Source organism: Glutamicibacter sp. JC586 (assembly GCF_009805585.1).
In the GTDB taxonomy this organism is placed as follows: domain Bacteria; phylum Actinomycetota; class Actinomycetes; order Actinomycetales; family Micrococcaceae; genus Glutamicibacter.
This window is the reverse complement of the sequence record NZ_VHIN01000022.1, coordinates 83,099-103,518: the sequence shown is the minus strand read 5'-3', so window position 1 is coordinate 103,518 and position 20,420 is coordinate 83,099. Positions and strand designations below refer to the sequence as shown.

Annotated in this window: 18 protein-coding genes; 8 read left to right on the top strand and 10 right to left on the bottom strand. The window is 55.3% G+C overall.

Translation table 11 applies throughout. The features are described from left to right. The first annotated feature begins 80 nt into the window (after window positions 1–80). From FJV47_RS14310 to FJV47_RS14300, 3 genes are read left to right on the top strand one after another with little or no spacing between them, the layout of a single operon-like run. Complete coding sequence (locus FJV47_RS14310; RefSeq protein ID WP_159614156.1) at window positions 81–680, top strand: PadR family transcriptional regulator; 600 nt, start codon at window positions 81–83, stop codon at window positions 678–680. Beyond that, on the top strand, window positions 677–1,402 hold the full coding sequence (locus FJV47_RS14305) for an ABC transporter ATP-binding protein (protein WP_159614155.1): 726 nt from the start codon (window positions 677–679) through the stop codon (window positions 1,400–1,402). Before FJV47_RS14310 ends, FJV47_RS14305 begins: the two co-directional genes overlap by 4 nt. 2 nt (window positions 1,403–1,404) lie before the next feature. Further along, the gene (locus FJV47_RS14300) at window positions 1,405–4,314 is read left to right on the top strand and encodes an ABC transporter permease (RefSeq protein WP_159614154.1); all 2,910 of its coding nucleotides are present in this window, start codon (window positions 1,405–1,407) and stop codon (window positions 4,312–4,314) included. 107 nt (window positions 4,315–4,421) lie between these two features. Here FJV47_RS14300 and FJV47_RS16645 read toward each other — a convergent pair whose 3' ends face one another. Then, window positions 4,422–4,616 carry a hypothetical protein gene (locus tag FJV47_RS16645; RefSeq protein ID WP_235026482.1) on the bottom strand — a complete coding sequence of 65 codons (195 nt, stop codon included), beginning with the start codon at window positions 4,614–4,616 and terminating at the stop codon, window positions 4,422–4,424. On the opposite strand from FJV47_RS16645, the gene FJV47_RS16800 reads away from it, so the two are divergent. Further along, on the top strand, window positions 4,561–4,692 hold the full coding sequence (locus FJV47_RS16800; protein ID WP_370515048.1) for a TetR family transcriptional regulator: 132 nt from the start codon (window positions 4,561–4,563) through the stop codon (window positions 4,690–4,692). The genes FJV47_RS16645 and FJV47_RS16800 overlap by 56 nt on opposite strands. A gap of 282 nt (window positions 4,693–4,974) precedes the next feature. Here FJV47_RS16800 and purH read toward each other — a convergent pair whose 3' ends face one another. Together purH and FJV47_RS14285 are read right to left on the bottom strand one after the other, a co-directional pair. Continuing rightward, the gene (gene purH / locus FJV47_RS14290) at window positions 4,975–6,642 is read right to left on the bottom strand and encodes a bifunctional phosphoribosylaminoimidazolecarboxamide formyltransferase/IMP cyclohydrolase (RefSeq protein WP_159614152.1); all 1,668 of its coding nucleotides are present in this window, start codon (window positions 6,640–6,642) and stop codon (window positions 4,975–4,977) included. Window positions 6,643–6,739: 97 nt separating this feature from the next. Further along, the gene (locus FJV47_RS14285; RefSeq protein WP_159614150.1) at window positions 6,740–7,516 is read right to left on the bottom strand and encodes a hypothetical protein; all 777 of its coding nucleotides are present in this window, start codon (window positions 7,514–7,516) and stop codon (window positions 6,740–6,742) included. A 149-nt stretch (window positions 7,517–7,665) separates the two neighbouring features. Between FJV47_RS14285 and FJV47_RS14280 the strand changes: the two genes are divergently transcribed. Both FJV47_RS14280 and FJV47_RS14275 read left to right on the top strand, forming a co-directional pair. Then, window positions 7,666–9,003, top strand: coding sequence for an MFS transporter (locus FJV47_RS14280; RefSeq protein ID WP_159614148.1), 1,338 nt, complete (start codon window positions 7,666–7,668; stop codon window positions 9,001–9,003). A gap of 92 nt (window positions 9,004–9,095) precedes the next feature. Continuing rightward, window positions 9,096–9,593 carry a hypothetical protein gene (locus FJV47_RS14275; RefSeq protein ID WP_159614146.1) on the top strand — a complete coding sequence of 166 codons (498 nt, stop codon included), beginning with the start codon at window positions 9,096–9,098 and terminating at the stop codon, window positions 9,591–9,593. A gap of 74 nt (window positions 9,594–9,667) precedes the next feature. Here the strand turns inward: FJV47_RS14275 and FJV47_RS14270 are convergent, their stop codons facing one another. After that, the gene (locus FJV47_RS14270; RefSeq protein ID WP_159614144.1) at window positions 9,668–10,255 is read right to left on the bottom strand and encodes a TetR/AcrR family transcriptional regulator; all 588 of its coding nucleotides are present in this window, start codon (window positions 10,253–10,255) and stop codon (window positions 9,668–9,670) included. A 266-nt stretch (window positions 10,256–10,521) separates the two neighbouring features. On the opposite strand from FJV47_RS14270, the gene FJV47_RS14265 reads away from it, so the two are divergent. Continuing rightward, the gene (locus tag FJV47_RS14265) at window positions 10,522–13,542 is read left to right on the top strand and encodes a glycoside hydrolase family 38 C-terminal domain-containing protein (protein ID WP_159614142.1); all 3,021 of its coding nucleotides are present in this window, start codon (window positions 10,522–10,524) and stop codon (window positions 13,540–13,542) included. An 18-nt stretch (window positions 13,543–13,560) separates the two neighbouring features. Here FJV47_RS14265 and FJV47_RS14260 read toward each other — a convergent pair whose 3' ends face one another. Beyond that, window positions 13,561–15,075 (bottom strand): SDR family NAD(P)-dependent oxidoreductase, encoded by a 1,515-nt coding sequence (locus FJV47_RS14260; protein WP_159614139.1) that lies wholly within the window; start codon window positions 15,073–15,075, stop codon window positions 13,561–13,563. Window positions 15,076–15,106: 31 nt separating this feature from the next. After that, the gene (gene purN / locus FJV47_RS14255; RefSeq protein WP_159614137.1) at window positions 15,107–15,676 is read right to left on the bottom strand and encodes a phosphoribosylglycinamide formyltransferase; all 570 of its coding nucleotides are present in this window, start codon (window positions 15,674–15,676) and stop codon (window positions 15,107–15,109) included. Window positions 15,677–15,784: 108 nt separating this feature from the next. Here purN and FJV47_RS14250 point away from each other — a divergent pair, with 108 nt between their 5' ends. After that, window positions 15,785–16,315, top strand: a complete 531-nt coding sequence (locus FJV47_RS14250) for a maleylpyruvate isomerase N-terminal domain-containing protein (RefSeq protein WP_159614135.1) — start codon at window positions 15,785–15,787, stop codon at window positions 16,313–16,315. A 281-nt stretch (window positions 16,316–16,596) separates the two neighbouring features. Here the strand turns inward: FJV47_RS14250 and FJV47_RS14245 are convergent, their stop codons facing one another. The 4 genes from FJV47_RS14245 to FJV47_RS14230 all read right to left on the bottom strand — a co-directional run bounded on the left by FJV47_RS14245 (window position 16,597) and on the right by FJV47_RS14230 (window position 20,391). Beyond that, window positions 16,597–17,910: a DUF6350 family protein gene (locus tag FJV47_RS14245; protein ID WP_235026481.1), complete on the bottom strand. Its 1,314-nt coding sequence runs from the start codon at window positions 17,908–17,910 to the stop codon at window positions 16,597–16,599. A gap of 81 nt (window positions 17,911–17,991) precedes the next feature. Continuing rightward, window positions 17,992–18,801 (bottom strand): aldolase/citrate lyase family protein, encoded by an 810-nt coding sequence (locus FJV47_RS14240; RefSeq protein ID WP_200832020.1) that lies wholly within the window; start codon window positions 18,799–18,801, stop codon window positions 17,992–17,994. Then, window positions 18,786–19,571 (bottom strand): 2-oxo-hept-4-ene-1,7-dioate hydratase, encoded by a 786-nt coding sequence (gene hpaH, locus FJV47_RS14235; RefSeq protein ID WP_159614133.1) that lies wholly within the window; start codon window positions 19,569–19,571, stop codon window positions 18,786–18,788. The genes FJV47_RS14240 and hpaH overlap by 16 nt, the downstream gene beginning before the upstream one ends. A 133-nt stretch (window positions 19,572–19,704) precedes the next feature. Next, a complete protein-coding gene (locus FJV47_RS14230; RefSeq protein WP_159614131.1) occupies window positions 19,705–20,391 on the bottom strand; it encodes a CE1759 family FMN reductase in 687 nt (228 codons plus the stop codon). Window positions 20,392–20,420 lie beyond the last annotated feature (29 nt).

Genomic DNA, 20,420 nt, shown 5'->3' with positions numbered 1-20,420 from the left:
TTTGCATACTCAGTATCCATATTTAACGTATACTCAGTATGTAATCATTTCGCATCTCCCACGCACCTTCCGGAGGTCCCTTGTCTATCCGACATTCTCTTCTTGCCCTATTACACGACCAGCCGATGTATGGATACCAGCTACGCAGCGAATTCGAAGAACGCACCGGTTCCACCTGGCCACTGAATATCGGACAGGTATACACGACCCTTGACCGGCTGGAGCGCGATGGCTTGGCCATCAAGGACGGCGATGACGGAGAAGGTCACGTGGTCTACCGAATCACCGCGTCGGGCAAGGCCGAAGTTTCCCAGTGGTTTGCCGCGCCCGTTGTTGCAACTAATCCACCCCGCAACGAACTGGCCATCAAGTTGTCCCTGGCAATGACCCTAGACAATGTGGATGTAGAAATGCTCTTGCAGGCGCAACGCACTGCTTCGATGCGCAACTTGCAGACTTATACCCGGCAGCGCCGTGAAGCAGCGAAGTCGGACTCCAATGACTCGCAAGATGTTGCCTGGATTCTCGTGCTGGATTCACTGGTCTTTGGCGCAGAGGCCGAAATCCGCTGGCTTGATCACTGCGAAGGCTGGCTGCGCAAACATCGCTTCCGCACCTCAAAGAGTCCTGCCTCCCACGCTGCAGAACCGACCAATGCGACGAAGGAGCCGACGCGATGAGCGATCAGGTCCTACAGCTACGCAAAGTCTGCATGACATACGGCAACGGAGCGAACTCCGTGGGTGCTCTACGAGATATCAACTTAGACGTGTCTGCTGGCGAGTTTGTTGCAGTGATGGGCCCTTCAGGTTCCGGCAAATCATCATTGCTGACCCTGGCAGGAGGTTTAGAGAAAGCCACCAGCGGTGATATCTACGTTGAAAACACGCCATTGGGTGCGCTGAACATCAATGAGCTGGCACGCCTTCGTCGCCGAGCTATCGGCTACGTCTTTCAAGATTTCAATCTTGTGCCGTCTTTGACGGCGGTAGAAAATGTCGCTTTGCCCAGAGAGCTAGATGGCGTGCCGTCCCGCAAAGCCCGTCGCCAAGCCATGGACGCACTGCGTTCCGTGGGCATCGACGAACTGGCGGACCGATTCATGGACCAAATCTCAGGGGGCCAACGTCAAAGGGTAGCCATCGCCCGTGCCATAGTTGGCCAGCGCCGCCTGATTCTGGCCGATGAACCAACCGGTGCGCTAGATACGGCCTCCGGCGACGGAATCATGGAAGTACTGCGTCATCGAGCAGACGCCGGTTGCGCGGTTGTCTTGGTGACCCATGAAGCCCGACATGCCGGTTGGGCTGACCGGGTACTTTTTCTCAAGGACGGAAGAATCGTAGACCAGGCAGCACAATCCTATGATCCTACAGATCTACTGGAGCTTCCTGCCAACTAATCATGTCACTGAACCTTGAACCACAACATCGTGCCAAAAAACAGCAACTAAAACTCGCGCTTCGAATCTCTTGGCGAGATATCAAAAGACATCGTGGCCGTTCAACACTTATTGCGGCGCTCATCGCTGTGCCCATCATGATGATTTCGGCTGCACTTGTCGCCGGATTCAGCAAGATGCCCAGCACCGAAGAAACCATAACCAACGAATTTGGCCAGACCGCCGGTCGCGTCAGCCTCCAATACTCGGACCTCGCCGGTATCTCCCAGAGTCCCAAGGGTGATTTGAGTAGCGTTATCAGCGATGCTGACGCAGAATCTGGACAACGCAACGGAACTCTAGATGATTTCAAAGATCTGGTACTACCTGACTACGACGTGCTGCCCCTGAGTAGCATCAGCCTGACGACCGAACGCGAGCACGCTACGTTAAGTTTCGACGCGGTCATCGGAGACGTCCTTAATCCCGCTTTCGATGGGAAATACAAGCTGCTTGAAGGGCGCAAAGCCACCAGCAACATGGAAGCTTTCGGAACCCCAGGCTTCATGCAACGATTCGACCTGCAGTTAGGCGATCGATTCTCGACCAATGCCGGTGAATTCACCATGGTCGGTATGGTGCGCGATAGCAATTCCAACGATTCGTTTCCTACGTTCTTTGCCGCGGCGAACGACCTACCAGAAAACTTTGTGCTCGGCCCCAATGAAACCAAGTATTACCTTCTCGGGCAGAAACCTGCCACTTGGACGCTGGCAACCGAACTGAACCAACGCGGAGCAATTCTGACCTCCGCTGAACTGCTGCGCAATCCCCCACCTGCCGAACAAGTTGGAGCATCAGCGAAGGACTTCGCGGATGCGCCGAGCGGCAATGGCCTCGACCTCATCATGACGGGCGCTTTGATCGCTTCTCTGGCGATGTTGGAAGTGGGGCTGCTGGCCGGTGCAGCATTCGCGGTAGGCACTCGTAAGCAGCAGCAAGATCTTGCCCTGCTTGCGGCAACAGGTGCCGAAGCGGGTACACTCAAATCCGTGGTAAGCGCCAGTGGCCTATGGCTAGGCCTGATCGGAGGCATCGCTGGTACGCTGGCGGGCACGGGCGTGGGCATTGCCTGGGTACTTTGGAAACTCCACAACGGAGAAAACCTGCTTTGGCTGCACATTCCCTGGCCACTGATGCTTGGAGTCGTCCTGCTGGCACTTATCGCCGGTGTTCTCTCCGCCTACGGTCCCGCCCGTATGGTGGCAAACCAAGCTTTGAATGTTGCGCTCAAGTCGGGCCGAACAACCAGCAATCACAGTCGCAAGAGTCTGCGGCGGGGTATATTCTGGCTGGCTCTATCACTCTTGTTGCTGGCGTTATCCGCTTCGCTGTCCCTGTTTGAGATCATTCACGATTTTGAACTACGCAGTTACCTTGCCCTGGCCTTGGTCATTATGAGTAGTATCGGATTGATCAGCTCACTCATCTTGCTGACAGCCCCGTTGCTCAGGCTAGTGGCTGCAAAATCGGCTTGGCTTCCGCTTCCACTACGTTTGGCGACCCGCGATTCTGCTAGGAACACCGGAAGAACCGTCCCCGCCGTAGCCGCGGTACTTGCAGCTGCAACACTATCTAGTGCCATATTGATCTACTGGTCGAGTTCTTCGCATACTGAGAACGATAATTACCAGTGGAGTTACAACCTCAACCAAATGGCGTTGCCGCTGACGGTTTTTGAGTATTCACCTAGCTCCATCGGCGCTATGGGAACGGCATCTTCCGACGCGCTCACTACTAGAAAGATCAATGCCGAGGAATTGTCGAGTGCTGCGCTCAAGGTTTTGGGAGATGGCACTAGCGCCGCAGCCATCCAGGGTGCTTTCGACCAGAACGAATGCGCCGGACTAGATCCAAACTCCGTTGAAATCGATGGAATCATGCATTCTCCAGATTGTTCGACGTGGGCACTCAAGGAACCCGTTGGCCATCAATGTTTCGTAGCTACCGATGGGAAACCTATTGATCTGCAAGATTGGCGGTGTCGGGGATCCATGGCCAATGATTCTGGTTCCAGCAGCCTTCCCACCATCGTTGTCGGAGGTGAAGAAACCCTAGAAACCTTGCTCGGACGAAAAGCCAGCCCAGAAGCGTTGCAAACTTTGACCTCGGGCGGGGCGGTAGTTAGCAATCCGGTGTATTTGAACGCGGATGAGACAACAACGTTGATTTCCTACGACGCTAATGCCGAGCCCCAAGAATCGGTAGATACCGCCGAGCAAATGTCTTCACTACGGACCTCGTTCAGTCCCCAACACAGTTTCCCGTTGTTGGCCACCGTTGAAGAACCGACCAAACCCATCCCCTACTACGCGGTTATTTCGCCGGAGACTGCTTCAAGAATTGGGATGCCTTACGATGAGCGACTGGTGTTGCTATCTCTGAACGAAGTTCCCAGTGATGCAGTCAACGACACGCTACTGACCGCACTGAGTGAGGTAGCAGGAGAAAACTACGGACCAGAAAAACTGGAAACCGGTCCGAATTCCAACGTGACCTCCGCTTTGTGGCTGCTGGTTGGCGTTTCCGCCTTGGTCACTTTCAGTGCTACGGGTATTACCGCCGGGTTGGCGTTGGCCGATGGACGCGAAGACCATTCGGTTTTGGCCAGCATCGGCGCGGACCCACGGCTACGCAAGTCGCTGTCAGCGGCGCAGCTGTTTTTGACCTCCGTAATCGGCACGCTGTTTGGAATTGTGGCTGGCATTGTTGCTACAGGAACACTGCAGCTGCTCTTCCGGGACATGGCACTAATCATTCCGTGGACGCAGTTGACGATCATGCTGCTAGTTGTCCCCTGTATAGGTTCTGTAATGGCATGGTTGCTTACCAAGGGACGGCTACACGTTTTGCGGCACAGGACGCTGGCCTAGACGGATCGCTACTAACCCACCCGATGAATTGCGCATGGCCCGAGCTTCAAGAAGTCTTGAACCTCGGGCCATAAGTGTTTAGAGCAGGGGTCTGCTCAATTGGATCCTTAGAAGTGGTTTTCGCCGGCGATGCAGACTTCGCTACCGGTGATGAAGAGACCTTCTTCGCTGACCAGCAGGTCCACAACCTTTGCTACCGAACTTGAAGTAGCTCGCGCGGCAACGGAACTCTTTGCCCAACAGTGCATCGAAGCAACCACGGTTGAAAGCATCGCGGACCAGACCGGGATTTCACTGCGCACTTTTTACTGCTACTTTCCCACTCAAGAACAATCTGTACCCCACTACTGGCAAGTGGGCACCGAAACCTGTCAGTAGACCCTTCGATATGAGTCCGCAGGATCCCTCGGTGCGCACGTCGACAACGCTTTGGCTACGACCTTAGACGTCGGCGCTATTGAGATGGGCGACAACGGCTTTGAAGTGGTTTGGCGAAGGGTCAACACGCGATCCGAACCTGCTCAGGAGAGGGGTGCCACCTGCGCTATTCGCCTGGCGCGCGAAGCCATCTTTCTATAACCATGGTGCATAAAAGAACTCAGGCCATGAACGCGCGAAGCGTTCATGGCCTGAGTTCTTACGGCTTGCTACCGTGTGCTTCTAGTGGAAGAAGTGACGTGCTCCGGTGAAGTACATGGTGATGCCAGCTTCGTTCGCGGCAGCAACAACTTCCTCATCGCGTACCGAACCGCCTGGCTGTACAACAGCCTTCACGCCGGCATCAATCAGAATCTGCAGCCCGTCAGCGAATGGGAAGAACGCATCCGAAGCGGCAACTGCACCCTTGGCGCGCTGCTCAGACTCGCCAACGGCGTTCTCGGCGCCACCGGCAGCATCTGCACCGGACTCGACCTTTACTCCCAAGGTGTTGGCACGTTCTACCGCAAGCTTGCAGGAATCGATGCGGTTGACCTGGCCCATGCCAATGCCAACTGCTGCACCATTGCTGGCCAACAAGATCGCGTTGGACTTCGCGGCGCGCACTGCGCTCCATGCGAACTCTAGATCAGCCAAGGTTGCGGCATCGGCGGCCTCGCCGGCGGCCAGAGTCCAGTTAGCTGGGTTATCGCCCTCGGCGTCAATCCGGTCGCCGGCCTGAACCAGCATGCCGCCGGAGACCTGACGGAACTCGTTCTTGTTGCGTCCGTAGCCCTCTGGCAGTGCCAGTAGGCGGATGTTCTTCTTTGCCGAAAGGATCTCAACTGCTTCGGGTTCGAAGTCTGGAGCGATAACAACCTCGGTGAAGATGCCCTTGACGGTTTCAGCCATTTGTTTGGTCACCGTGCGGTTGGCAGCGATGACACCACCGAAGGCGGAAACTGGGTCGGTTGCGTGCGCTTTACGGTGAGCATCTGCGATTGGGTCAGTTGCGTCATCCGAAGCGACAGCTACACCACAAGGGTTGGCGTGCTTAACTACCGCTACTGCTGGCTTTTCGAAGTCGAAAGCGGCGCGCAGCGCGGCATCAGCATCAACGTAGTTGTTGTAGCTCATTGGCTTGCCATGCAGCTGATCAGCCTGAGCGATACCGGCCGGTGCTGCCTCGTCAACGTACAGTGCTGCCTGCTGGTGTGGGTTCTCGCCGTAACGCAGTGCAGCAGCGCGTTGCAGGGCAACGCCTGCATAAGCTGGCCAATCGATGACGCCATCGCCATCTTCATCAAGGAACTGGCTTGCGGTCCACGAAGCTACAGCAGTGTCATATGCTGCGGTGTGCGCGTAGGCCTTTGCGGCCAGGCGCTGACGGGTCTTCAAATCGAAGCCGCCTTCAGCAGCGGCAGTGATGACCTGCGAGTAGAAGTTTGGATCTACAACGATGGAGACTGCTGCGTGGTTCTTGGCAGCCGAACGAACCATTGCTGGGCCGCCGATGTCGATCTGCTCAACAACTTCGTCCTGGGATGCGCCAGAAGCTACGGTCTGAACGAATGGGTATAGGTTCACGACGACCAGATCGATCTGATCAATATCCATCGAAGACAGGGTATCCATGTGCTCGGACACGCGGCGGTCGGCAAGGATGCCGCCGTGGATACGTGGGTGCAGGGTCTTGACTCGGCCATCAAGCATTTCTGGTGAACCGGTCACCTGCTCGACCTCAGTCACAGGGATTCCGGCTGCAGCGATCTTCTTAGCGGTAGAGCCGGTGGACACCAGCTGAACGCCCGCGGCGTGCAGCCCGGCGGCCAGCTCCTCCAGACCAGTCTTGTCGTAAACGGAAATCAGTGCGCGACGGATTGCGACTTTGTCCAGCACGGTCTTACTCACGAAATTTTTCTCCCGGCGGTGAGAATGAATGGGTCGGGCAGCGCACAGGCCACCGCCATCATTCTAACGAAGGCGCGCGCGTATTATTCAGTTCGTGTCATGCCCCTTCAACGAGCTGCGCAAGCTGCGGGAAATACCTAGAAAGTTGCTTCTCAGTAAGGCAAAGGCGCAACAATTTCTCAGCATGATCTTCATCCGCTACATAACAGACCAAGTCCGCTGACGTTCGTTGTTGCAGTTCTTCGCGCAAACTCTGAGCCACGGATACCAACGTGTGATAGTAGCGTTTGATAGTGACTTCCCACCCTTCGTGGGCAGCTAGGTCAGTCATTGCATCAGACCAGATGCTCGCCGCGGGATCCTCACACAAATCTATTGCTGACCAGTGCCAATCGCTTGGTTCCCACTTGTCTGAATAGAAACTTTCGGAATCGTCTGCGTCGAGTCCAGCTTCGAGAGAAGCTAACACTTCATCCAGATCTTCGTCGTCGATTGGTTCAGCTTCAGGGTCTTCGGCTTCTTGGTCATCCGAGTCGGAAATCACTATGGTCTCTTCATCGATTGTGACGTCCTGAGGTTCTTCTGAACTCTCGAAGTCCGCATCCTCGCGGTCTTCATAGTCGGCAAGATCATCGGCGTCTTCGCCTCGCTCCACCAATTCTTCTCGTGAAGCAGCGTTGCGATCACGTTCCAGAGCCTGGATCGAATTCAGTGCCAGCAACGGCATGGCGATGTTTTCACTTTCTTCGGTGCTCACCCCGTGAAGGGCAATGGCATAGAAGTCTTGGTCGGGGTGTCCACTTATTACTTCCGCCGCGTGCCGAAGGGCGGTCACCCGTATCGCCTCTTCGAGAGCGGTCCAATCTACTCCCATGTCCAGAGAGTACTCCCAACTAAGCCCCGACAACAGACCTTGACGCACCACGCAAAGAAGCGTAGGGAGCTACGATCAGAGAGTACTTTTCGGTTATGCTTCGACGCGATACACACAACTTTGACTCGCATTGAGAAAGGCGCACCTTCGTGTCTTCTGCTCCTAGCCCTTCGGGCACCACCATCGTTCAAGAACTTCCGTTTAAGTGGAAGGTTCAAGGCGCCATTTTTATCATTGGTGGCTTGGGATTCATGTTTGATGCGTGGGACGTGACCCTGAATGGTGCACTCATTCCTCTGGTTGCCAAAGAGTGGGGGCTGGATCGCCCTACCGCAGCGCTGTTGGGCACTTCTAACTTGGTTGGCATGGCCTTGGGCGCTTTTGTATGGGGCGGAATCGCCGACAGATTTGGTCGCAAGAAGGCCTTCAGCCTGACCTTGCTGATGTTCGCCATATTCACTGTCCTCGGCGCACTCTCGCCGAACTTCGGCTTTTTTGTGGCTTTCCGCTTCTTGGCAGGTCTTGGCCTAGGTGGTTGTATCCCAGTGGACTACGCGCTGGTTGGCGAATTCACGCCGGCCAAACTACGCGGTCGAGTACTCACCGCCATGGATGGTTGGTGGCCCATCGGGGCCGCGCTGTCTTTCTTTGTGTCCGGCTGGGTCATGGCCACGGCGGATAACTGGCGTTTGATTCTAGTAGTGATGATTCTTCCCGCATTTGTGGTCTTCTTAGTACGTCGTTCAGTTCCAGAATCTCCGCTCTACCTAGCTGCGAAGGGCCGCGACGCTGAAGCACGACAGGTTATCGACCAATTGGTTCAGCGTACCGGTGCTACTGCTCGCGATTACGTCATTGAGCAGGTGTCCCAAGAACGCCCAGCGCGCTGGTATGACCAAGTCGTGTCGTTGTGGCGTTATTCGTGGAAGATTACCGCAACCAGCTGGCTACTATTCGTCACCGTTCTACTGGTGTACTACCTTGCACTGACTTGGCTTCCTTCCATCTTGACCGAGGCCGGCATGGCGCAGTCTACGTCCTTCTTTGCCACGGCAGTGATGGCTTTGATGGGCTTGATAGGCGTGGTGATTGCCGCCTTGCTGGTGGAACGGGTTGGCCGCAAATGGCTGCTTGCCGTCTCTGCTCCGCTCTCCGGGCTCATCCTGATTTTGGTCGCAGTAAACCTCAAGGTTCCAGCTGCTGCCGTTGGCTGGGTGTTGGTCTTCGGAGTGGTGGTTCAGGTAGCCATTCCGGTGCTGTACGCCTACGTTTCCGAAATGTACCCGACCGAGCTTCGCGCCAGTGGCTTTGGCTGGGCCTCGACCATGTCACGATTTGCTGCTGGCTTTGGGCCCCTACTCTTCGCTGCATTGTGGCCAGTGGTAGGACTACCAGGACTTTTCGCTGGTGCCACGGTGCTGGTCTTTGTGGCCATCGTGTTCATGGCGAAGTTCGCGCCAGAAACCAAGGGTCGCCAGTTGGGGTAATGAACAAACACCCTTGCGGCCAGTACAATTGAAAGATCGTCGTCACTTCCTTGGCGGTAGACCTTGCCTAGCACAACGACGGGAATAAATTGATGCAGTTTGACCAGTTGAGTCTTAAGGACAACGGGTTTACCGGGTTCCGTTCCGTGGCCTCATTGGAGATCAACCGCATCCCTCAGCATCAAGGAATTTTTGTTCTCGTAGCACCTAAAAACTTTGAACCCCGCTACCTGAACCGCAGCACCGCTGGAGTGTTCAAGAAGAAAAATCCTTCACTCAAATCTGAGCAATTGGCAGCCGAATGGGTGGCAGGCGCCGAGGTTCTCTACATCGGCAAAGCCAGTCCCGGCAGCCAAGGCAACCGAGGACTACGCCGACAGATCCAAGAATTTGTTGACTTCGGAAATGGCAAACCACCAGGACACTGGGATGGTCGACTGATTTGGCAGCTAAAGGGAGCTGGGAAGCTACTCGTGGCCTGGAAAGAAATGCCGCCCGAAGAACTGAACCCCACCTTGGCTTCATATCACTCAAGCTTCCGCGAACAGTACGGCAAACTACCTTTCGCCAACCTTGTTCATGCCCGCTGAAAACTTCTCAGGCTAAAAAGCCTAGAAAATTTCGGTGACCGCGCGGGAACTGGGAGAAACGTGTGGGGCGGATGCTACAGACTTTTCTCAACTGGTAAGGCGGTAGTATTCTCTGGTTTCAAACCATCTAACATGATGGCCACCAAGCGTTCTTGAAGTTGCGGCGCCTGATCTTTGAAGGCCCGCCCCAGCGGTCTGGTTGCCGCACCGATAACGGTGATCAGTTCCACCCCGTTTAGATCCGCACGCACCAGATTAAAGCCCTTCGCCGCTTCTAAGACTTCGCTCACTGCTATGGCGCACTGACGTTGCACGGTGAGTACTCGCGTGCTCAAGGTGGAAGGCAATGCGGTACCTAGCGCTTCGCTGAGCGCCCCCAGGTTGAGGTTGACCAGCTGATCTAAGAAATTTGACCATGCGTGTTGGTCTGTAGAGAGGTCGGCCTGGGCTTTGTGAGCCGCGTCAAGAATCTCTTGAAGGGTCGTTACCGTGACTTCTTCAACTAGCTCGGGTCGGGCTGCGAAGTTGCGATACAGGGTACCGATTCCGACGTTGCTCCGTTCAGCAATTACGTCCATGGCCACGTTGGCTCCGTGCTGGGCAAAGAGTTCTCGTGCCGTGCGCAGGATCGTCTCACGTCGTTGCAGTGCATCAGAGCGCATAGATCGATTGTGCCTTTCCACAATGGTGCGCGTCGGCGAATGTCTCTCACCGGCCGCTAATCGAGCCTTGGATAGATTACCCGATGGTAATGATTCGAGCTTCAGCGATTTTTCCAGAAAAGACGCACCGTTGCCACCACCGTAAGTCTTTTGCCAGAAATCTATCCCCACGCCCTCCAGAAATAGCATTTCATCAGATATTTTTCGATAGTCTGGCAGTGAACTGCCCCGCTGACTTTCGGGGATCCGACCTTCGAAAGGCCGCCATGCACGATGACACTTCCCTGACCACCGGTCGAGTCAAACGAGTACTGCAGGAAAGAGTTTTGCCTGCCATCTACTCGGACTCGATTCCATTGGAGGTGTCATGGCACGAGCTTCCGGGTGAACCGATTGCCCCTGCTGAAGCTCTGGCTTTGAACTACACGTCAACAGCGGTCGGCACCCAATGGGGTGCAGCTTGGGGCACCACGTGGTTCCATCTTCAAGGACAGGTTCCAGCCGAATGGGCTGGTCGCCGCATCGAAGCTGTTATAGATCTTGGCTTTGATGTGAATATGACAGGCTTCCAATGCGAGGGCCTCATTTACCGCCCCGACGGCATCACCATCAAGGCTTTGAACCCACGCAACCAGTGGGTGCCTATCGCCGAATCGGCAGCTGGCAACGAGTCTGTAGATCTCTATCTTGAGGCTGCATCCAATCCGGTACTGCTTGATCATCACCCGTTCTTGCCCACCGAGCAGGGCGACATTCTCACCTCTTCGTCTTCCAAGCTCTACACCCTACGGCGCGTGGACCTTGCCGTCTTTGAGCCAGTAGTTCAAGACCTGGCCTTAGACCTCGAAGTGTTGTTGGACCTGCAAGAACAACTACCGCAAAGTCCGCGCAAGATGCAGATCCTTCAAGCTTTGGACAACGCACTTGATGTTCTTGATCTTCAAAGCATTACCGCTACCGCTCAGGCTGCACGTGATGAACTCGCCTCGGTACTAGCTGCCCCGGCAGAACACAGTGCCCATCAAATTTCTGCCATCGGCCACTCACATATTGATTCCGCTTGGTTGTGGCCACTGCGCGAAACCATCCGTAAGGTTTCACGCACCGCTTCTTCGATGGTTGAGTTGCTCGGAGATGAACCCGATTTCCTCTACGGCATGTCCAGCGCCCAACAATACAAGTGGCTCAAGTCCCACCGCCCGGAAGTTTGGGATCGGGTCAAGCAAGCTGTTGCTGATGAACGTTTCCTCCCCTTGGGTGGCATGTGGGTCGAGTCGGATACCGTCATGCCTTCGGGCGAATCGCTGGTTCGCCAGTTCCTTTATGGTCAGAAGTTCTTCCGCGATGAATTCGGGGTGACTTCCAAGGGCGTATGGTTGCCCGATTCCTTCGGCTACTCCCCTGCCCTGCCCCAGCTGATGCGTCGTGCCGGTTTTGAGTGGTTCTTTACTCAGAAGATCTCTTGGAATCAGCAGAACAAGTTCCCGCATCACTCCTTTGCTTGGGAAGGTATTGATGGCTCACGCATTTTCAGTCACTTCCCGTCGATGGATACCTATAATTCTCAGCTCTCCGGCGAGGAAGTGGCCAAGGCTGCACGTCAGTTCCGTGAAGCGCGTGTCACCAATAATTCCATTGCCCCGGTGGGGTGGGGAGATGGCGGCGGTGGAACTACCCGCGAGATGGCCGGCAAGGCCAAGCGCTTAGCCAATTTGGAAGGCAGCGCTCAAGTCCGCTGGGAGCACCCCAACGACTTCTTCGACCGTGCCAAAAAGGAACTTCCCAACCCGCCGGTCTGGGTGGGCGAGCTCTATCTGGAACTACACCGCGCGACGCTTACCAGCCAGCACCAGACCAAACAAGGCAATCGTCGTACCGAGCAATTGTTGGTTGAGGCCGAGCTATGGGCCACCACAGCGACGCTTTACACCGGAGCCGACTACCCGTACGAGCAGCTCGACGAGCTGTGGGAGACCGTGCTGTTGCACCAATTCCATGACATCTTGCCAGGCACGTCCATCGCCTGGGTACATCGTGAAGTAGTGGACCGGTACGCGCAGGTCATCGAGCAGGCCGAGGCATTGATTCTCGCTGCGCAACAGCAGTTGACCGGTTCCGGTTCCACGTCCATAACCTTCAACGGTGCAGCCTTTACCCGCAACGCGGTAGCTTTCGGGCAGGCTAAGTCCTTGCAGATCGTCCAGGATGATTCTGTGCAGGTTTCGGAAGCTGACGGTGGCTACGTCTTAGATAACGGTGTTGTCCAAATAAGTATCAATGCCCAAGGCTTGATCACTTCGGCGATAGATCTGGCCACTGGTCGCGAGTCGATCGCGGCTGGCCAAGAAGCAAACCTCTTGCAATTGCATCAGGACTTCCCAAACATGTGGGACGCCTGGGATGTCGACAAGTACTACCGTAATCAGGTAACCGACCTGCGCGAGGTAGATTCACTAGAACTATCCACGACACCAAGCGGTGCAAAACTCATCACCGTGACTCGTAGCTTCTCCCAGTCAAAGCTCGTACAAGAACTGAGCTTGGCCCCAGGCTCGAACACCCTTCACATCAGCCAAAGCACCGATTGGCATGAGGCCGAAAAGTTCCTTAAGGTCGCATTCCCCATTGATGTTCGTGCCGAGCAGACCATCGCGGAAACCCAGTTTGGTTATCACAAGAGAGTCACACATGTGAATACCAGCTGGGAAGCGGCAAAGTTTGAAACTTCGATGCATCGCTTTGTCTTGGCCGAAGAACCTGGCTTTGGGGTAGGCCTGATCAATGATTCGATATACGGCTTTGACGTCACTCGTGATGCCAAGGATGCACAGGTCACCACCACGGTACGCCTATCTTTGCTACGTGCTCCGCGCTTCCCGGATCCACACACCGATCAGGGCGTACAAACCCACCGTTATGGCCTGGTCATCGGAGCGGATATCGCGGGAGTTACCGAAGCCGGCGCACTTCTGAACAGTGATGAACGCGTGGTCTTAGGAGCACAAGAGGTATCCCCACTGGTTTCTATCTCCGGCGATGGACTGGTGGTTTCCAGTGTGAAGCTAGCTGCTGACCGCTCCGGTGACCTGGTGGTGCGTGTTTACGAGTCGCTGGGACGTCGTGCTCACGGAGAGTTGAAGATCAACGCCCAACTGGGCTCGGCCAGCACAGCAAGCTTGCTCGAAGAACACCTAGATGACGGTGCAATCGAGCTGAGCGAGGGTTCGCTTCAGTTGGCGTTGGGCCCCTTCGAGGTGCGCACCGTGCGGCTGACACTCAAGAAGTAGCAACCGGACCTTCGTCGTTTACCACGGCGAAGGTTCGTAGTCCTTCAGGAAGCAGCCGTAAAGGTCAATTCCGCGTTCTCCATCCACGATCGGCTGGTAGACACGGGCAGCCCCGTCGATCAAATCCAGTGGCGCATGCCATCCTTCGGCAACCATGCGGACCTTGGAGTCATGCGGACGTTCGTCGGTGATCCACCCGGTATCCACCGCCGACATCAAGATGCCGTCGGTTTTCAGCATCTCTTCAGCGCTGGTTCGAGTGAGCATATTCAACGAGGCCTTTGCCATATTGGTATGTGGGTGGCCAGCACCCTTATACCGACGCGAGAACTGCCCCTCCATCGCAGAGACGTTCACAATGTACTTGCGACGCGCATCGCTTGCGGCTAGAGCCGGGCGTAGTCGTGAGGCCAGCAAAAACGGTGCGGTGACGTTGCACAACTGCACTTCGAGCATTTCTAGTGCGTCAACATTTCCCAAGATCTGAGTCCACGAATTTTCGGTGACCACATCTGGAACAAGGCCGCCGGCGTCGATCGCCGTGCCTGCGCTGATGCGTTCTAGCGTTGCCGAGCCTGCCTTCATCGCTAGGTCCGCCAATTGCTGCGCGTCATAGGTTCCCGAGGTTGTCGGGGCCAGCAGGGCCGAGTCTTCCAACCGGAAGGCACTAGCTAAGGTCTTTGGATGCTCGGCTGGAGGATTAGCTTCACCCCAGAGTTCCGGTCCCCCGTTATTGGACAGAAGCTCGCCGCCCAGTGGTTGTCGTTCGGATTCGATCAGGTGCTGATAGGAGTTGCTGGTTCGACGGACCGTCTGGGCGGCATTGTTAATCAAAATGTCCAGTGGGCCCTGCGCGGCAATTTTATCGGCCAAGGAAATAACCTGCGCTGGATCTCGCAGGTCGATCCCGACGATGCGCAGGCGATGAATCCACTCTCCGCTGTCTTCGATCGCAGCAAAACGTCGCACCGCGTCTTTAGGGAATCGGGTGGTGATCGTAGTGTGGGCGCCGTCGCGCAATAATCGAAGCGCAATGTGCATGCCAATTTTTGCGCGGCCACCGGTGAGCAGAGCACGTTTGCCGGTCAGGTCTGCGTGCGCATCACGACGTTCACGTCCAGCGGCAGCGCAGTCGGGGCAGAGATAATGGTGGAAGGCGTCCACCGTGGTGTAACGCTTCTTGCAGATATAGCAGCCACGTGGCCGGCGGAATTCACCGGCGCTGGCACCTTGGGTCGGCGTGCGCAGGTCAAGCCCCATGGTTTCGTCATCCAGGCGCTGGGGCGAACCGGTAGCAGTGCTGTGGATCAGAGCGCGGTCTGCAGAGCTAATTTCTGCGCGCTTCTGAGATTTGCGGAACCGTTTGGCCGCCTTGAACATGTTGCTCGTCGCACGGCGTACGGCAATATGACGCTCGTCAGCAGAATCCAACTGATGCACGACCGAGAGCACTTTGAGTGCGGTGTCTAGTTCCGCTGCGGTAAACAATTCGGTGGGCGCGGCCGATTCAGGCTGTGGTTTTTGCTCAGTCATCTCGCCACCAATTTTACGCCGTGTTAGGAAGCTATTTTCCCGCGGCTAAGTCCGCGAGGGTGGCAATCAACAGGCGGCGCTCAACTACCTTGATGCGCTCGTGCAGCGTATCTTCGGTGTCATTCTCTTCAATGGCCACCGCTTCTTGGCGCAGGATTGGACCGGTATCAACACCGGCATCAGCGATATGCACGGTGCAGCCTGTGACTTTCACGCCGTAGGCCAGAGCATCGCGTACCCCGTGTGCACCGGGGAAAGAAGGCAGGAGGGCTGGATGGGTGTTGATGTAGGTGCCGTCAAAGGCGTTAATGAATTCTTCGCCAACAATGCGCATGAAGCCCGAGGAAACTACATAGTCCGGTGCGTAGGACTGGCACTTTTCGGTCAGCGCATGATTCCAGTCGCTGCGATCTTCGTAGTCTTTGAAGTTCACAACAAACGTTTCAATGCCAGCTTGCGCAGAGCGTTGCACCCCGAAAGTATCGTGCTTGTCGGCCCCGACTGCGGCAATTTCTACATTGGGCAGTTCACCGGCCTGTACCGCGTCAATCACTGCCTGAAGATTAGAACCGGTACCTGAAACCAAAACCACAATGCGCATGAACTCAATTCTACGGTTTGGTGCTGACAGATTTTTCATTCGGTCAATATTGTTGCTTGGCTCAGTCGCAAACTACTAAATCTGCGCATCTGGATGCATGATGAACGCATGAGTGGAATCGTTCCTGATCAGAAAAATTGGACCTTTGTATTGGACTCTGTCTGCCCCGAGTGCGGGTACGACGTCCGTTCGGTGGGCCTTAGAGACGTAATTGAGCAACTTCCTCACGGGGTGGAGCGTTATGTCAAAGTGCTAGACAGGCCCCAGGCACGGGGTAGAACTAACCCAGCCCGGTGGAGCGATCAGGAATACGTCACGCATGTGGCGCACATGTTGGTAATCATGAATCAGCGGTTAGATCTGATGCTCACCAAGGATGAACCTACCTTCCCAAACTGGGATCAGGATCTGGCCGCTGAGCAAGGGAATTACAACGCTCTTGAACCAATGGATGTCATCTCGCAGCTACGTGAGGCTGCCAAAAACTATGCAAACAAATTGGATGCAATTCCCGCGTCCTCGTACTCACGGCGGGGCCTACGCTCGAACGGATCAGCATTCACAGTTCAAACTTTGAATCAGTATGCCTGGCACGATTTTGTGCATCATCTATGGGATTTAGAGTCTGATAGCCGCTAGCACTCACGCTTCGGAATTGGCGGCTTCGCTACAACGCTGACGTAGCGACTTTTCCTTGCCATACGAATAACCGTTGAGCTTCATTCAAAGAGACGACATCCAAATGGTTGGAGCTAGGACTTCGGGTGGGCCCACTATGCACTACGCAGCAGATGGCAGCGTCGAATTCTCAAATGTGAGCGTTGTTCGCTTCGACTAAAGGACTCACGCCTGCTGAACTTACACCAGGGTAAAGCAAAGGCTGACGGAATTTTTCCGTCAGCCTTTGGTGTCTCTAGTCCCTAGCCTTCAAGCACTGGGTCGGTCTCAAACAGTGGAGCAATCAGGTAGCCGATCGCTGTACCAACACCGACCTGTAGAGCTAGCGCACCGGCAGTCAGCCAAATATTCGGTCCAAGGTCCGTCAGTCGTCCGATGGCCAAAGAACCGGACACCAGCCACGAGCCGAACAGGCTCAGCACACCGGCGACGATTCCGGTGAATACTGACAGACACGCCGTCGATGCTCCCAGGGAAAGCAAGTTGAACGGAATGCGACGGGCGAACCAGTCCTCTAGGTGGTTCTCTCCCCCACGCAAGAAATACCAGCCCGCAAGGATTCCGGCGGCCACTGGAATGAGCATGAACAACCAATGATTTGACGCGTCACCCGAGGGAATGGATGCCAGCATAGGAATAGAAGGTAGAGGACCTACGGTAGTTTCTAAACTCGATAACGTGCTACCCGTACCGAGGGTGAACCCACCGCCGCTGACCCACGACAAGACCCAGAACGAAGCGTTAGGGATCAACGCCAATTGCACCAGGGTCAATGCTGCCGAACCAATGGGCCCGGGACGCAATTCTTGATACACATTGGCAACTTCAGTCCAGTGCAACCCCAGGTTGATGGTCAGCAGCAAACCACTGATGCCTACGGCAGCGACGTAGCCCAAGAAACCGGCTACGACTACATGCCACACATAAGATCCAGCCCAGCGTCGGTGAGGTGAAAGTCGCTGAATATAGGACGCGATATCAACACCAAACAGGCGCGCCCAAGATCCGGCTTCGCGGCGTGCTCCAATGATCAGGCCCAGGGCCGCAATGATCAGCGGAATGAAAATTGCGGCAAAAAGATTGACCCGCGCATAGCTATTATTGACGAGCAATCCCACCACTGCACCAACAGCTCCGTAGGCGGTGAATGCCCCTAGTAGCCCTTGCCACAACTGATCGGTGTACGAGGCACGTGCTATGCGTCGTCCTGCACGCAAACAAAATGCAAAAGGAAGCAGCGAAAGTCCCAAAGGAATGAGCGTCAACCATCCGGAAACGGAGCTCGGGTCCTGGCCAGTGCCAAGATTCAACACTTCGATAGGAACGCCGTGGATCATCAGCCAGAGGAACCCGGCGAATTGCAAAATGACGTTAAAAGAGTCTTCCAAGAAGCCACCGCTGAAGTACACAGCGACCAACGGCAACATGATCAAGGCTATGCAAAAGACAACGGATTGCAGGATCTCAAACACACCCTGCAAAGCAAGGGGCATTGGCCAACCGTTGCGCAGACGCAACATCACGGCCTTCATGGGTTTCTTTTCGTGACTCATCATTCTCAATGTTGCCACCATTAGTCTCGCCGGGCACCCAGCGACGCGCATCCTCGCCCTGAGCGCTTGCCTAGAACCGAAGCGTCAGTAGCTTTTGGGAGCCTTCGCACTTACCTCGTCGCGAAAACTTGCTGCCAGGGCTTCGGTCGCACGAGCCAACAACGCAACGTCTGCACCCACTCCGACGAAGTCCGCTCCTGCGTCCATATAACGCCGCGCAGTCGCCGAATCGAAAGCGTTAACCCCCGCATATTTGCCGGCCGATTTGGCCGCTTTGATCGAGGTGAGCACCGCGTCGACCACATCTGGGTGGTTCTGCTGTCCGATGACGCCCATGGACGCCGCTAGGTCAGAAGGACCAATAAAGATACCGTCGATACCCTCCGTGCCAAGAATGTCTTCGACGTTTTTTACCGCTTCATCGGATTCAATTTGAACGATCACAGTGATGGTCTCATCGGCGCGCGTCAGGTAGTCCGGGATTCGATTCCATCGGGCCGATCGGGCCAGAGCCGAGCCAACTCCGCGCACTCCCTTGGGTGGATAGTGACAAGCAGCCACCGCATTGGCAGCTTGTTGCGCGTCATTGACCATCGGGATAATCAATGACTGCACGCCAAGATCTAGGAACTGCTTGATCAACACCGGATCATTGACCGCGGGACGGACCACCGGAATAACTGGGTAGCTGCGCACAGCTTGGAGCTGAGCCAAGATACTCTGCAGATCATTCGGTGAATGTTCACCGTCAATAAAGATCCAGTCGAAACCTGCGCCGGCACAAATTTCTGCGATCAGTGGGGAGGCTGAACACACCCAGATACCGGTCAGGCTGTGTTCGGCGCCTTTCAGCGCATCTTTGAACGATGAATCTGGTTCTACTGAAAATGGCATGTAACAGTTCCTAGTGCTCCGTAGTCAGCAAAGACAGTGTCGTTCGCGTTAACCCACATCGGTCGGGTAAAGGAACCTGCAAGAATCAGTTCTCCAGCCTTGAGCTTATCGCCGTGAGCTGCGATCTTATTGGCCAGCCAATACACCCCGGCGGCTGGATGGTTCAGTACACCTGCTGCCACTCCGGTTTCCTCGACACTCTGGTTCTTGAAAAGGATGCCCGAGACCCAGCGCAGGTCGACGGCATCTGGTTTGACCGGGTTGCCACCTATGACCATCGCTCCCATAGCCGCGTTGTCGCTGATGGTATCAACGATGGTGCGCCCTTCCATCTCAATTCGGGCGTCAAGGATTTCTAATGCCGGGATCACGTACTCGGTAGCTTCAAGTACATCGAAAATGTTCGCCCGCGGACCTTCGATATCCTTCTTCAACTTAAAAGCGAGTTCCATTTCGACGCGTGCGCCGGTGAATTCAGAAAAGTTGAAGACCGCCCCGGAGTCATGAACCATGTCATCGAAGATGATTCCGTAGTCGGGTTCGGTGATGCCGGTGGCCATCTGCATGGCCCTAGAGGTCAATCCAATTTTGCGCCCGACAAGGGTTCGCCCGGCAGCTTCACTACGCTGGCGCCAGAGGTTCTGCACGCGATAGGAATCTTCCACTGTCATTTCCGGGTACCGTGCGGTCAGACGCGCTACGGGAGTGCGCGTACGGCCGGCCTGAACCAGCTCATCGGCAATAGCCGTGATCGTTTCCTCGGATAGCATCAGCAATGACACCTTTCACTTCAGTTCATACCAAGGTGAGCCGCCAGTTTTCACTTCGATGAACTGGCTCACATTTTTTGATCGTACCTAGCTTCCGGTCCCAAGGCACATCGTACTAACATTTCAGCACCTGTTATTTGCCCGCGGGCCGCAGGTTTGCCAGGAGAGTTTCGAATGGGAGAGAGGTCATCCCATCGTTGGGATCCGCAAATTCGCTGACAGACGGCGCGATGGATCGAGTGTCACCTAACTCGTCGTCACCCTTCAGTGTGCCGTCCTTGGCGCTCAGAGAAATAAGAACTTCGTGGGCCACTCGGCGAGCGCGCTCGGTGAGCGTTCCGGTGATCCCTTGTCCACCAAAATCTTCAGAGGCGGCAAAGACGGTGGTGGGCATGATGTCCGCTCGCAGGTAGGCAAAGATTGGACGCATGGCATAGTCGATGGCTAGCTGATGTCGCTGGGTTCCGGCGGTGGCGGCAAGGACCACAGGTTTCCCCATAAGGGTTTTTGGATCAAGGATATCCAGGAACGATTTAAAGAGTCCTGAAATGGAAGCGGTGAACACCGGTGATACTGCGATGAGTACATCCGCCTCGGTCACGGCGTTGATGACGCGCTGCAGATTCGGTGAGGCGAATCCGGTGAGCATATTGTTGGTGATTTCCCCTGCATACTCGCGCAGTTCTATATTGTTCAGTTTTGCCCCAGTTCCAGTAGCTGCCAGTTTCCCAACGATACTTTCCCCGATCTGACTCCCCAGCATGGAAGAGCTTGATGGCGAACTAAGACCTCCGCTGATCACTACGACTGACTTGCTCATGATGTCCATCCTTCTACTTTTATATGCGT